The following is a 13,999-nucleotide window of genomic DNA, read 5'->3' on the forward strand; positions in this document are numbered from 1 at the left end:
ATTGCTCGCTACTCTTTCCCCATGGACACTCAAGGCCGATCACTGTCCTATTTGTTTGGCTAACTTCCATGGTCGAAGTGAAGTACCTGTGGTCGTCAAAACCCGATGCCTATGCTGAACCTGAACACCGGGGAGTCTCACCCGGATACGTTTTTCCCTGATCCGACGTTTTTTCGTGCCTGTTTTGAAGGGGATTTGGATCAGGTGGAAAGAACTCTGGCAGGAGGAATCAATGTCAATGTCCATTACATTGCGTATGATGATTTCACTGCCTTGATGATGGCATCCATGAGTGGGCATATGGCGATCGTCGAATGCCTGATCAACGCCGGAGCCAATCTCAACGCCGTCGCTAAGAGCGGTCTTACCGCAGTGATCATAGCTGCACAAAAAAATAACACCGCCTGCCTGAAAAGACTGCTCGAAGCCAAGGCAGATAGCAACGTCCGAACTTCCCATGGCGCCACCGCGCTGTTCATCGCTGCTGAGTTCGGTAATACCGACTGCGTGAAACGCCTGATCAATGCCGCAGCGGACCTCAACGCCCGGAATAAAGATGACACCACCCCACTGTTCATCGCTGCACAAAAAAATAACACCGACTGTGTGAAACTCCTGATCAGCGCCGATGCGGATCTCAACGCCCGGACCAGGAATGGCGCCACCCCGCTTTACGTTGCTGCTGCGAAAGGCAATACCGACTGTGTGAAACTCCTGATCAACGCCGGGGCGGATCTCAACGCCACCTTGTCGGATGGCACCACCCCGCTGTTCATCGCTGCCCAAAAAAATAACATCGACTGCTTGACAGCTCTGATCGAAGCCGGGGCGGATCTCAACGCCCAGACCGATGATGGCTCCACCCCGCTGCTCATCGCAGCCTGGAAAGGCAATACCGACTGCGTGAAAGCCCTGATCGAAGCCAAGGCGAGTCTCAACACCGCCATGTCGGATGGCGCCACACCGCTGTTCATCGCTGCCCAGGAAAATAACACTGACTGTGTGGAACTCCTGATCAACGCCGGAGCGGATCTTAACGCCGCCACGTCGGATGGCGCCACTCCGCTGTTAATTGCCACTATGAGAGGCAACATCGACTGCGTGAAACTCTTTCTCGACGCCGGAGCAGATCTCAACGCCTGCACTGAGACTGGCCTCACCCCGCTCTTCGTTGCTGCTGCGAAAGGCAATACCGACTGCGAGGAACTCCTGACTAACGCTGGGGCAGAGTAGGAAACAGTGGCGGTCAGGAAAACAAAAGAAAGCTCTTGTGCTATCCAGTAAATAGACCTTTCAGGTGTTCCCATCTTCCGGGTTTTTGAAATGGGTGATTATTTGGCTACCGCAAATTTTATAACTATGTAGCTGAACTATTTTACTTTTCTTGTGTCCAACCGGCATTGCTTATTCACTAACACAGATGTGTACTTATGGACGGCATTGCTCGCAACCCTTCCCCCAGTGATACTGAAGTATCAGAGGAGGCACATCCCTGCCCTATTTGTTTGACCCATTTTCATGGTCGTGTTGTAGCGCCCGTGGTGGTCAAAACCCGATGTTGTGGCCACCTCTTTGATCTGGACTGTATTTCGAAGTGTTTTGTCGATCAGCCCATCGGCTCACGGCGGTGCGCAATGTGCCGACAAGACCCGATGCCTGTGTTGAATCTGAACACCGGGGAGTCTCACCCGGATACGTTTTTCCCTGATCCGACGTTTTTTCGTGCCTGTTTTGAAGGGGATTTGGATCAGGTGGAAAGAACTCTGGCAGGAGGAATCAATGTCAATGTCCATTACATTGCGTATGATGATTTCACTGCCTTGATGATGGCATCCATGAGTGGGCATATGGCGATCGTCGAATGCCTGATCAACACCGGAGCCAATCTCAACGCCGTCGCTAAGAGCGGTCTTACCGCAGTGATCATAGCTGCACAAAAAAATAACACCGCCTGCCTGAAAAGACTGCTCGAAGCCAAGGCAGATAGCAACGTCCGAACTTCCCATGGCGCCACCGCGCTGTTCATCGCTGCTTCGAAAGGCAATACCGAGTCCGTGAAAGCTCTGATCGAAGCCAAGGCGAATCTCGACACCCAGTCCAGGCAGGGCGCCACCCCGCTGCTCATCGCTGCTTCGAAAGGCAATACCGAGTGCGTGAAAGCCCTCATCAAAGCCGGGGCGGATCTCAACGCCGGGACTAAGGATGGTGCTACCCCGCTGCTTCTGGCAGCCCAGAACGGCAATACCGAATGCCTGAAACTCCTGATCGAAGCCAAGGCAGACCTCAACGTCCGAACTAAAGATGGTAACACCCCGCTGCTCATGGCAGTCGAGATGGGCAATACCGAGTGCGTGAAACTCCTGATTGAAGCCGGGGCAGATCTTGACGCCGCCCTGCTGGATGGCACCTCTCCGCTGCTCATGGCAGTCGAGATGGGCAATATCGACTGCGTGAAACTCCTGATCGAAGCCGGGGCAGATCTTGACGCTGCCCTGCCGGATGGCACCACCCCGCTGCTCATCGCAGCCGAGATGGGCAATACCGAGTGCATGAAACTCCTGATCGAAGGCGGGGCGGATCTCAATGCCCGGACCAAGGGTGGCGCCACCCCGCTGCTCATGGCTGCACAGGAAAATCACGCCGAATGCGTGAAACTCCTGATCGAAGCCAAGGCGGACCTCAACGCCAGGACTAAGGATGGCAGCACCCCGCTTGTCATCGCTGCTGCGAATGGCCATACCGCTTGCGTGAAAGCCCTGCTCAACGCCGGGGTCGATATCAACACTCGTAATGAAGATGGCACCGGCCCACTGTTCATCGCTGCTGCGAATGGCCATACCGATTGCGTGAAAGCCCTGATCGAAGCCAAGGCAGACCTCAACGCCAGGGCTAAGGATGACTTCACCCCACTGATCGTTGCTACTGCGAAAGGCCATGCCGACTGCGTGGAAGCCCTGATCGAAGCCAAGGCAGATCTCAATGCCAGGACTAAGGATGGTGACATCACTGCGCTTTTCATTGCGGCACAGGAAAATCAAATCGACTGTTTGAAACTCCTGATCAAGGCCGGGGCGAATCTCAATGCCCGCTTCAAGGATGGTGCCAACCCGCTCTATATTGCAGCCGAGATGGGCAATACCGCCTGCGTGAAAGCCCTGATCGAAGCCAAGGCGGATCTCAACGCCAAGACTGAGGATGGCGTCACCCCGCTTTTCATTGCGGTACAAAAAAATCACACCGAGTGCGTGAAACTCCTGCTCGACGCCGGGGCAGAGCCTGACGTCCGGACTGAGGATGGCACCACCCCGCTGTTCATCGCTGCTGCGAAAGGCCATACCACTTGCGTAAAAGCCCTGCTCAAAGCCAAGGCAGACCCCGACGCCCGGAACAAGGATGACAGCACCCCGCTAATCATTGCTGCTGCGAGAGGTCATAGCGACTGTGTGAAAACCCTGATCGAAGCCAAGGCGGATCTCAACGCGCGAAATAAGCATGGCGTCACCCCGCTGTTCATCGCTGCACAAGAAAATCACATCGACAGCTTGAAACTCCTGATCAACGACGGAGCGGATCCCAACGCCATCTTGTCGAGTGGCTGCACTCCGCTGTTCAGCGCTGCTGCAGGAGGCCATAGCGAATGCGTAAAACTCCTGATCGAAGCCGGGGCGGACCTCAACGCCCGCATCAAAGATGGTTCTACTCCGCTATACATCGCAGCCCAGAAAGGCAATACCGACTGCGCGAAACTCCTGATCAACGCCGGGGCGGACCTCAACGCCCAGAATAAGGATGGCGCCACCGCGCTGTTCATCGCTGCCCAGGAAAATCACCCCGACTGCGTGAAACTCCTGGCCGACGCCAAGGCAGGTCTCAACCCCCGAACCAAAGATGACGCCACCCCGTTGTTCATCGCTGCCCTGAACAATAACGTCGACTGCCTGAAAATTCTGATCGAAGCCGGGGCGGATCTCAACGCCCGGATCAAGAATGGCGCCACCCCGCTGCACGCCGCTGTTGCACAAGACAATACCGACTGCGTGGAACTCCTGATCAACGCCGGGGCCGATCTCGACGCCCGAAGGACTGAGGATGGTGCGACCCCGCTGTTCATCGCAGCCCGCAAAGGCAATAGCGAGTGTATGAAACTCCTGATCAGGGCCGAGGTAGATATCAACGCTGCCTTGTCGGATGGCACCACCCCACTGGCCATTGCAACCGTGATGGGCAATACCGACTGCGAGAAACTCCTGATCAACGCCGGGGCAGAGCAGGGAACAAAACAAAAGCGTTAGTTATCCGGTAAACACGGCTCTCAGGTGTTCTCATTTTCCGATTTTTTGATATAGCCATATAGCTGAACCATCGTAATTTTTTATGTCTGGTTTGTATAACTCACTAAATAACACGGAAACTCTACTTATGGATGCTATTGCTCCCTCCCCTCTCTCCATGGGCGTTGAATTGACGTCGGAAGCCGATGTCTGTTCTATTTGTCACGGTGAGTTCCATGGCCGCAATGTGGCGCCTGTGAACCTCAACCCCAAATGTCAAACCCACTGTGGCCACTACTTCCATCTGGACTGCATTACGGGGCAATTTGTTGATGAGCCCATAGGCTCACGCCGCTGCAAGCTTTGCCGACAAAATCCGATCCCGTTGTTGAATATAAACACCGGTAAATCTTACCCGGATAAATTTTTCCCCGATCAGATGTTTCGTAGTGCCTGTTGTTCCGGGGATTTGCAACAGGTGCAGAAGCTGCTGGCAGAAGGAGTCTATATCAATGCCGTTATGAATGCTGGTTTCACCGCCTTGATGATTGCATCCAGTGAGGGGTTCACAGACCTCGCCGAACTCCTGATTAGAAACGGGGCGGACGTCAACGCCGCTCGGGCTGAGGATGGCGTTACCGCGCTGTTCTTCGCTGCAAAAAACAATGACATTGACATTACGAGACTCCTGATCGGTGCCGGGGCGGATCTCAACACCCCCCGGACTTCGGATGGCGCCACCCCGCTGTCCATCGCAGTCCAGGAGGGCTGCACCGAGTGCGCGAGACTCCTGATCTACGCCGGGGCGGATACCAGCGCAGCCTTGTCGAGTGGCATGACCCTGCTGTACATCGCAGCCCTGAGAGGCAATACCGACTGCGTGAAACTCCTGCTCAACGCCGGGCTGGATCCCAACGAAGCCTCGTCGAATGGTATCACCCCGCTTTATATCGCAGCCCTGAGAGGCAATACCGAATGCCTGAAACGCCTGATCAACGCCGGTGCGGATCTCAACGCCCGGACCAGGAATGGCTCCACCCCGCTGTCCATCGCAACCAGAATGGGCAATACCGACTGCGTAAAAGTCCTTATCGCGACCGGGAAAAGCCAGGAAGCAAAAGAAAGGCGCGGTGTTCTCCAGTAAAAACAGCTTTCAGGTGTTTCCATCTCCTGAGTTCTGAAATGCGTGATGATTCAGCCACAGCAAACTTAACAGCCATAAAACTGAACTATCGTACTTTTTTAGTGTCTAAATTTGTATAACTCATTAAATTACACGGGGGTTTTACTTATGAATACAATTAGTCTTTCTGCTCTCACCATGAGCACTGAAGTAACTTCGGAGGCCGATGAATGTAATATTTGTTTCGTTGAGTTCCGTGGTCGAGATGTCACGCCTGTGGAAGACGACCCCGAATGTAAAACCCACTGTGGCCATCTCTTCCATCTGAAATGTCTTACGAGGCTATTTTATGGTATGCCCATAGGCTCACGCAGCTGCGCGTATTGCCGAGGAAAGCCGTTCCCTGTGTTGAATATGAAAACCGGCGAATCTTACCCGGATAAGTTTTTCCCCGATAAGAGGTTTTATGATGTCTGTCTTCACGGGGACTTGAATCAGGTGACGAAGTCACTGGCAGAAGGAGTCTATGTCGATGCCGTTATGAAGGGTGATTTCAATGCCTTGTTGATGGCATCCGGTGAGGGGCATACAACCCTCGCCGAAGTCCTGATTAACCAAGGGGCGGACATCAACGCCGCTATGGCTGAGGATGGCGTTACCCCGCTGTTCTTCGCTGCACAACAAAATCACACCGATATTTTGAAACTCCTGATCAATAAGGGGGCGAAACTCGATTCCCCCCGGACTACGGATGGCCACACCCCGCTGTCCATGGCAGTCCTGCAGGGCTCTAACGACTCCGTGCGACTCTTGCTCATCGCCGGGGCGAATCCCAACGCCGTCTTGTCCTGTGGCATGACCCCGCTGCACATCGCAGCAAAGAATGGCAATATCGAATGCGTTGAGCTCCTGCTCACCTACGGGGCGGATATCAACGCCCTGAATGAGAATGGCGTCACCCCGCTGTTCTTCGCTGCACAAAAAAATCTCACCGAAATTGCGAAACTCCTGATCAACGCCGGGGCAAATCTCACCCCCCCCCGGACTTCGGATGGCGCCACCCCGCTGTCCATGGCAGCCCAGCAGGGCTCTGGCGGCTGCGTGAAACTCCTGCTCGACAAAGGGGTGAATCCCAACACCGCCTTGTTGAATGGCGTCACTCCGCTGTACGCCGCAGCCCTTAAAGGCAGGATCGACTGCGTGCAACTCCTGCTCGAGAAAGGGCCGGATCTCAACGCCCGGACTAAATACGGCGCCACTGCGCTGTTCGTAGCCGCTGAGGGAGGCCATACCGAATGTTTGAAAAGCCTGATCCTGGCCGGGGCAGATATCAACGCTGCCTTGCCGGATGGCACCACCCCGCTGTCCATCGCAACCAGGATGGGCCATACCGGGTGCGTGGAAGCCCTTAACGAGGCCGAGAGAAGCAGGGGAACAGAAGAAGGGTTCTGCATCATCCTGTAAACACAGCTTTCAGGTGTTTCCATCTCCTGAGTTCTGAAATGCGTGATGATTTAGCCGCAGCAAACTCAACAGCCATAAGACTGAACTATCGTACTTTTTTTGTGTCTAATTTGTATAACTTACATAACATGGAGGTTCTTCTAATGGATGCCATTAATCACCCCTCTCTCCCCATCACCACTGAATTAACGTCGGAGGCACATAAATGTGATATTTGTTTCGGTGAGTTCCATGGCCGCGATGTGACGCCTGCGCAACACAACCCTAAATGTGAAAGCCACTGCGGCCACATCTTCCATCTGGACTGTCTTACGATGCTATCTGTTCTTAAGCCCATAGGCTCACGCAGCTGCGGGTATTGCCGAGGAAAGCCGTTCCCTGTGTTGGATACGGAAACCGGTAAATCTTACCCGGAAGAGTTTTTCCCCGACCAGGTGTTTTTACGTGCCTGCTGGAATGGGGATGTGGATGGAGTGAAGAAGTCACTGGCAGCAGGAGTCTATGTCGACGCCGTTATGAGTCATGGTTTCAATCCCTTGTTGATTGCATCCACTGAGGGGCACACAGAATTAGCCAAGGTCCTGATTAACAACGGGGCGGACGTCAACGCCGCTATGGCTGAAACAGGCGTTACACCGCTGTTCTTCGCTGCTCAAAACAATTACACCGACATTGTGAACCTGCTGATCAGTAAGGAGGCGAAGCTCGACATCCCCGAGACTAATGCTGGCCACACCCCGCTGTCCGTAGCGACCCAGGTGGGCTCTATCGACCCAGTAAGATTCTTGCTCATCGCCGGGGCGAATCCCAACGTCGTCTTGTCGTCTGGCCACACCCTGCTCACTATTGCAGTCCAGAAGGGCTCTACCGACTTCGTGAGACTCTTGCTCCTCGCCAAAGCGGATGTCAACGCCCGGAATGAGGATGGCGCCACCCCGCTGTTCTTCGCTGCAGAAAAAAATCTCACCGAAATTGCGCAACTCCTGATCGACAACGGGGCAAATCTCAACACCCCCCGGACTTCGGATGGCGCCACCCCGCTGGCCATCGCAGCCCAAGAGGGCTCTGGCGGCTGCGTAAAACTCCTGCTCGACAAAGGGGTGAATCCCAACACCGCCTCGTTGAATGGCGTCACTCCGCTGTGCGCCGCAGCCCTTAAAGGCAGGATCGACTGCTTGCAACTCTTGCTAGAGAAAGGGCCGGATCTCGACGCCCGGACTGAATACGGCACCACTGCGCTGTTCGTAGCTGCCAGGGGAGGCCATACCGAATGTTTGAAACGCCTGATCGGAGCTGGGGCAGATATCAACGCCGCCTTGCCGGATGGCACCACCCCGCTGTCCGTCGCAACCAGGATGGGCCATACCGAGTGCGTGGAAGCCCTTAACGAGGCCGAGACAAGTTGGGGAACACTAGAAGGGCTCTGCGTCATCCTGCACACACGGCTTTCAGGTGTTTTCATCCCCTGAGTTTTGCAATGCGTGATGATTTAGCCGCAGCAAACTCAACAGCCATAAAACTGAACTTTCTACTTTTTTTTGTCTAATTCGTATAACTTACTTTAATAACATGAAGGTTCTACTTATGGATGCCATTACTCTTAATCACCCCCCTCTCCCCATCAGCACTGAATTAACGTCGGAGCCCGATAAATGTGATATTTGTTTTGCTGAGTTCCATGGCCGCAATGTGGCGCCTGCGCAACACAACCCTAAATGTAAAAGCCACTGCGGCCACATCTTCCATCTGGACTGTCTTACGATGCTATCTGTTCATAAGCCCATAGGCTCACGCAGCTGCGCGTATTGCCGAGAAAACCCGTTCCCTGCGCTGGATACGGAAACCGGCAAATCTTACCCAGACGAGTTTTTTCCCGACCAGGCGTTTTCTCGTGCCTGCTGGAATGGGGATGTGGATGAGGTGAAGAAGTCACTGGCAGCAGGAGTCTATATCAATGCCGTTATGAGTTATGATTTCAATCCCTTGTTGATTGCATCCGCTTAGGGGCACACAGAATTAGCCGAAGTCCTGATTAACAACGGGGCGAACGTCAACACCGCTATGGCTGAGAGAGGCGTTACATCGCTGTTCTTCGCTGCGCAAAACAATCACACCGACATTGTGGAACTCCTGATCAGTAAGGGGGCGAAACTCGCCCCCCCCCCAGACTAAGGATGGCCACACCCCGCTGTCCACGGCGGCCCGGACGGGCTCTATTGACTCCGTGAGACTCTTGGTCAGCGCCGGGGCAAATCCCAACGCCGTCTTATCCTCTGGCATGACCCCGCTGCACATCGCAGCACAGAAAGGCAATATCGAATGCGTGAAGCTCTTGCTCATCTACGGGGCGGATATCAACGCCCGGAATGGGAATGGCGTCACCCCGCTGTTCTTCGCTGCACAAAAAAATCACACCGAAATTGCGAAACTCCTGATCGACAACCGTGCAAATCTCAACACCCCCCGGACTTCGGATGGCGCCACCCCGCTGTCCATGGCAGCCCAGCAGGGCTCTGGCGGCTGCGTGAAACTCCTGCTCGACAAAGGGGTGAATCCCAATACCGCCTTGTTGAATGGCGTCACTCCGCTGTACGCCGCAGCCCTCAGAGGCAAGATCGACTGCGTGCAACTCCTGCTCGAGAAAGGGCCGGATCTCGACGCCCGGACTGAACACGGCACCACTGCGCTGTTCGCAGCTGTTGAGGGAGGCCATACCGAATGTTTGGAACTCCTGCTCAACGCTGGGGCAGATCCCAACGCCGCCTTGCCAGATGGCAGCACACCGCTGTCCATCGCAACCAGGATGGGCCATACCGAGTGCGTGGAAGCGCTTAACGAGGCCGAGAGAAGCAGGGGAACAGAAGAAGGGCTCTGCATCATCCTGTAAAAACAGCTTTCAGGTGTTTTTATCCCCTGGGTTTTGCAATGCATGATTATTTAGCCACAAAAAACTTTGTAGCCACAAAACTGAACTATCTACTTTTTTTTTGTCTAATTCGTATAACTTACTTTAATAACATGAAGGTTCTACTTATGGATGTCATTACTCTTAATCACCCCCCTCTCCCCATCAGCACTGAATTAACGTCGGAGCCCGATAAATGTGATATTTGTTTTGCTGAGTTCCATGGGCGCAATGTGGCGCCTGCGCAACACAACCCTAAATGTAAAAGCCACTGCGGCCACATCTTCCATCTGGACTGTCTTACGATGCAATCTGTTCATACGCCCATAGGCTCACGCAGCTGCGCGTATTGCGGAGGAAACCCGTTCCCTGCGTTGGATACGGAAACCGGTAAATCTTACCCGGACGAGTTTTTTCCCGACCAGGTGTTTTCCCGTGCCTGCTGGAATGGGGATGTGGATGAGGTGAAGAGGTCACTGGCAGCAGGAGTCTATGTCAATGCCGTTATGAGTTATGATTTCAATCCCTTGTTGATTGCATCCGCTGAGGGGCACACAGAATTAGCCGAAGTCCTGATTAACAACGGGGCGAACGTCAACACCGCTATGGCTGAGAGAGGCGTTACATCACTGTTCTTCGCTGCGCAAAACAATCACATCGACATTGTGGAACTGCTGATCAGTAAGGGGGCGAAACTCGACCTCCCCCAGACTAAGGATGGCCACACCCCGCTGTCCATGGCGGCCCAGACGGGCTCTATTGACTCCGTGAGACTCTTGATCAACGCCGGGGCGAATCCCAACGCCGTCTTATCCTCTGGCATGACCCCGCTGCACATCGCAGCACAGAATGGCAATATCGAATGCATGAAGCTCTTTCTCACCTACGGGGCGGATATCAACGCCCGGAATGAGAATGGCGTCACCCCGCTGTTCTTCGCTGCACAAAAAAATCACACCGAAATTGCGAAACTCCTGATCGACAACGGGGCAAATCTCAACACCCCCCGGACTTCGGATGGCGCCACCCCGCTGTACGTCGCAACCATGATGGGCCATTTCGACTGCGTGGAAGTCATTAACGAGGCTAAGACAAGAAGAACAGAAGAAGGACTCTGCATCATCCTGTAAACACGGCTTTCAAGTGTTTTCATCCCCTGAGTTTTGCAATGCGTGATGATTTAGCCACAAAAAACTTTGTAGCCATAAAAATGAACTATCGTACTTTTTTTGTGTCTAACTTATATAACTTATTGAATAACAAGGAGGTTCTGGTTATGGACGGCATTAATCCCCACGCTCTTCCCATGAGCGCTGACGTAACGCCGAAGGCCGATATCTGTTCTGCCTGTCCCGGTAAGTTCTACGGACGCCATGTGGCGGCTGTGGACCTCAAACAGGAATGTCAAACCCGCTGTGGCCACCACTTTCATCTGGCCTGCCTTACATGGCTATTTCTTTATAAGCCCATAGGCTCACGCAGCTGCTTGCATTGCGGACAGAACCCGTTCCCTGTGTTGGATTTGAAAACCGGTGAATCTCACCCGGACAAGTTTTTCCCCGACCAGGTGTTTTCAGTTGCCTGCTTGAATGGAAATTTGGATCAGGTGAAAAAGTCACTTGCAGAAGGAGTCAATGTCAATGCCGCTATGAAGGATAATTACACTGCCTTGATAATGGCATCCTTTATGGGGTACACAGACGTCGCCAAACAACTGATTAAACACAGGGCAGATGTTAACGCTGCCCAAGCCTTTAGCAGGTCCACTCCGCTGCACTTCGCTGCCAATGAAAATAAAACCGATATGGTGAAACTCCTGCTCGAGAAAGGGGCGGATATCGACGCCCGGAATGAGAGTAGCTGCACACCGCTGCACCTTGCAGCCCTGAAGAGCAATATCGACTGCGTGAAACGCCTGATCAAAGCCGGGGCGAATGTCAAGACGCCCAATGTGTTTGGCAACACCCCGCTGCACTTGGCTGCCCGAAAAAATAACACCGATATTGTGAAACTCCTGCTCGAGGAAGGGGCGGAGCTCGACGCCCGGAATAAGATTGACTTCACCCCGCTGCACTTGGCTGCCCATGAAAATAACACCGATATTGTGAAACTCCTGCTCGAAAAAGAGGCGGATCTCAACGCCCGGAATAAGGATGGCGACACCCCGCTGCACTTGGCTGCCCGAAAAAATAACACCGATATTGTGAAACTCCTGCTCGAAAACGAGGCGGATCTCAACGCCCGGAATAAGGATGGCGAGACCCCGCTGCACTTGGCTGCCCGAAAAAATAACACCGATATTGTGAAACTCCTGCTCGAGAAAGGGGTGGATATCGACGACTGGAATATGAAGGGCGCCACATCGCTGTTCTTAGCAGCCGAGATGGGCAATAGCGACTGCATGCAACTCCTGCTCGACAATGGGGCGGATATCAACGCTGCCCTGCCCGATGGTACCACCCCACTGGCCATCGCAGTCCGGGAAAATAATATCGACTGCGTGAAACACCTGCTCAATGCCGGGGCAAATGTCAATAAGCCCACTGCGTATGGCAGGAGCCTGCTGTTCTGCGCTGCCCAGGACAATAAAACCGACATTCTGGAACTTTTGCTCAACAATGGGGCGGATCTCGACACTGCCTGGCCCGATGGCACCACCCCACTGGCCATCGCAGTCCTGAAAAATAATATCGACTGCGTGAAACGCCTGATCAAAGCCGGGGCTAATGTCCACACTCCCACTATGTTTGGCACCACACCGCTGCACTTGGCTGCCCAAAAAAATAACGCCGATATGGTTAAACTCCTGCTAGAGAATGGGGCGGATCTCAAGGTCCGGAATGAGGATGGCGACACCCCGCTGTTCAACGCAGTCCATAAGGGCAATGCCAACTTCGTACAATTCCTGCTCGACGAAGGGGCGGATCCCCGCGCCCGGAATAAGTTAGGCGCCACCCCGCTACACTTCGCTGCCAGAGAAAATAACACCGATATTGTGAAACGCCTGATCGGCAGGGGCGCGGATCCCGATGCTACCTTGCCCAATGGTGACACCCCACTGTCCATCGCAACCAGGCTGGGCAATAACGACTGCGAGAAAGTGCTAAGCAACGCCGTGGCGGAAAAAGAGGCGGCGAAGGCCGATGCCAGTCCTGTTTGTCCGGTTGATTTCCATGACCGCGATGTGGCGGCTCTGGCTGCCAGAACCCCATGTCGAACCCAATGTGGCCACGACTTCGATCTGGTCTGTATTTCCAAGCATGTGGTTAAGCAGCCCATCGGCTCACGCCACTGCATGGTGTGCGAGCAAAACCCCATGCCTGTGGTGAATAAGAACACCGGCGAAACTTACCCGGATGAATCTTTCCCCGACGAGGTGTTTTTAAGTGCGTGCTATAGAGGGGACTTGGATCAGGTGAAGAAGTCATTGACAGAAGGAGTCAATGTCAATGCCGTTATGACTGATGATCTCACCGCCTTGATGATAGCATCCTTGACCGGGAGCGAGGAGGTCGTCGAACACCTGATCAGGTCTGGGGCGCAGGTCAACGCCGTCCGGACTGAGGATGGTGCCACACCACTGCTCTTGGCTGCCAGAAAAAATAACCCTGCCGTTGTGGAACTCCTGCTCAACGCCGGGGCGAAAGTCAATGCCGCCGATTCCCTGGGCGCCACACCACTGTCCCTGGCTGCCCAGAACAATCACGTCGACAACCTCAAACTCCTGATCAAAGCTGGAGCGGACCTTAACGCCCGAAACAAGGATGGCTCTACCCCTTTGCTAACCTCTGTCAAGGAAAATAACACCTGCTGCACGGTAAAACTTATTGAAGCTGGAGCGGATGTCGACGCTGCCTTGCCGAATGGCTGCACCCCCTTGCTAATCGCGATCCTGAATAATAACAACAAAATCGTGCAACTCCTGCTCAAAAACGGAGCGAATCCCAACGCCCGAACTACGGATGGCTACACCCCGGCGTACCTCGCAGCTCAGGAGGGCAATGCCTTTTGCCTGGTGTTCCTTGTCCAAGCCGGAGCAGATCCCAAAGCCGCCTTGTCGGATGGCACCACCCCACTGGCTATCGCAACCAGGATGGGCCATACCCTTTGCCAGAATTACCTGACCTCTCTCGAGACAAGGCAGAAAACAGAGGCAATGCAGAAAAATTGACATCTTCCCCGCCGTAAGGAAGGTGTTGCAAAACGCCAACAACTCGTTCCCATGCTGAGACCCAA

General features: G+C 53.9%; 8 protein-coding genes and 2 pseudogenes. All 10 read left to right on the forward strand.

The window, feature by feature from the left end; translation table 11 throughout:
• Positions 1–105 precede the first annotated feature (105 nt).
• The 10 genes and pseudogenes from ACOMG9_RS22260 to ACOMG9_RS22305 all read left to right on the forward strand — a co-directional run bounded on the left by ACOMG9_RS22260 (position 106) and on the right by ACOMG9_RS22305 (position 13,934).
• A complete protein-coding gene (locus tag ACOMG9_RS22260; RefSeq protein ID WP_448218535.1) occupies positions 106–1,233 on the forward strand; it encodes an ankyrin repeat domain-containing protein in 1,128 nt (375 codons plus the stop codon).
• A 197-nt stretch (positions 1,234–1,430) separates the two neighbouring features.
• Complete coding sequence (locus tag ACOMG9_RS22265) at positions 1,431–4,292, forward strand: ankyrin repeat domain-containing protein (RefSeq protein ID WP_448218536.1); 2,862 nt, start codon at positions 1,431–1,433, stop codon at positions 4,290–4,292.
• A gap of 127 nt (positions 4,293–4,419) precedes the next feature.
• On the forward strand, positions 4,420–5,415 hold the full coding sequence (locus tag ACOMG9_RS22270) for an ankyrin repeat domain-containing protein (RefSeq protein ID WP_448218537.1): 996 nt from the start codon (positions 4,420–4,422) through the stop codon (positions 5,413–5,415).
• A 147-nt stretch (positions 5,416–5,562) separates the two neighbouring features.
• On the forward strand, positions 5,563–6,858 hold the full coding sequence (locus tag ACOMG9_RS22275; protein WP_494529446.1) for an ankyrin repeat domain-containing protein: 1,296 nt from the start codon (positions 5,563–5,565) through the stop codon (positions 6,856–6,858).
• A gap of 380 nt (positions 6,859–7,238) precedes the next feature.
• Entirely contained in the window at positions 7,239–8,327 is a 1,089-nt protein-coding gene (locus ACOMG9_RS22280) for an ankyrin repeat domain-containing protein (protein ID WP_494529447.1), read from the forward strand.
• Positions 8,328–8,442: 115 nt separating this feature from the next.
• Positions 8,443–8,862 carry an RING finger protein gene (locus tag ACOMG9_RS22285; protein ID WP_448218540.1) on the forward strand — a complete coding sequence of 140 codons (420 nt, stop codon included), beginning with the start codon at positions 8,443–8,445 and terminating at the stop codon, positions 8,860–8,862.
• A gap of 12 nt (positions 8,863–8,874) precedes the next feature.
• Positions 8,875–9,030 (forward strand): annotated as a pseudogene (locus tag ACOMG9_RS22290) (ankyrin repeat domain-containing protein); the annotation flags it as partial.
• A 4-nt stretch (positions 9,031–9,034) separates the two neighbouring features.
• A pseudogene (locus ACOMG9_RS22295) lies at positions 9,035–9,745 on the forward strand (ankyrin repeat domain-containing protein); the annotation flags it as partial.
• Between the two features lie 146 nt (positions 9,746–9,891).
• A complete protein-coding gene (locus ACOMG9_RS22300; RefSeq protein WP_494529448.1) occupies positions 9,892–10,893 on the forward strand; it encodes an ankyrin repeat domain-containing protein in 1,002 nt (333 codons plus the stop codon).
• A gap of 146 nt (positions 10,894–11,039) precedes the next feature.
• Positions 11,040–13,934: an ankyrin repeat domain-containing protein gene (locus ACOMG9_RS22305; RefSeq protein ID WP_448218543.1), complete on the forward strand. Its 2,895-nt coding sequence runs from the start codon at positions 11,040–11,042 to the stop codon at positions 13,932–13,934.
• The last annotated feature ends 65 nt before the right edge of the window (positions 13,935–13,999 follow it).

Source organism: Endozoicomonas sp. PH6C, assembly GCF_059322965.1.

What these genes read in the sequence shown, in the direction of transcription:
- ACOMG9_RS22260 (WP_448218535.1), top strand. Translation starts at nt 106, where the DNA reads ATGCCTATGCTGAACCTGAACACCGGGGAGTCTCACCCGGATACGTTT.
- ACOMG9_RS22265 (WP_448218536.1), top strand. Translation starts at nt 1,431, where the DNA reads ATGGACGGCATTGCTCGCAACCCTTCCCCCAGTGATACTGAAGTATCA.
- ACOMG9_RS22270 (WP_448218537.1), top strand. Translation starts at nt 4,420, where the DNA reads ATGGATGCTATTGCTCCCTCCCCTCTCTCCATGGGCGTTGAATTGACG.
- ACOMG9_RS22275 (WP_494529446.1), top strand. Translation starts at nt 5,563, where the DNA reads ATGAATACAATTAGTCTTTCTGCTCTCACCATGAGCACTGAAGTAACT.
- ACOMG9_RS22285 (WP_448218540.1), top strand. Translation starts at nt 8,443, where the DNA reads ATGGATGCCATTACTCTTAATCACCCCCCTCTCCCCATCAGCACTGAA.
- ACOMG9_RS22300 (WP_494529448.1), top strand. Translation starts at nt 9,892, where the DNA reads ATGGATGTCATTACTCTTAATCACCCCCCTCTCCCCATCAGCACTGAA.
- ACOMG9_RS22305 (WP_448218543.1), top strand. Translation starts at nt 11,040, where the DNA reads ATGGACGGCATTAATCCCCACGCTCTTCCCATGAGCGCTGACGTAACG.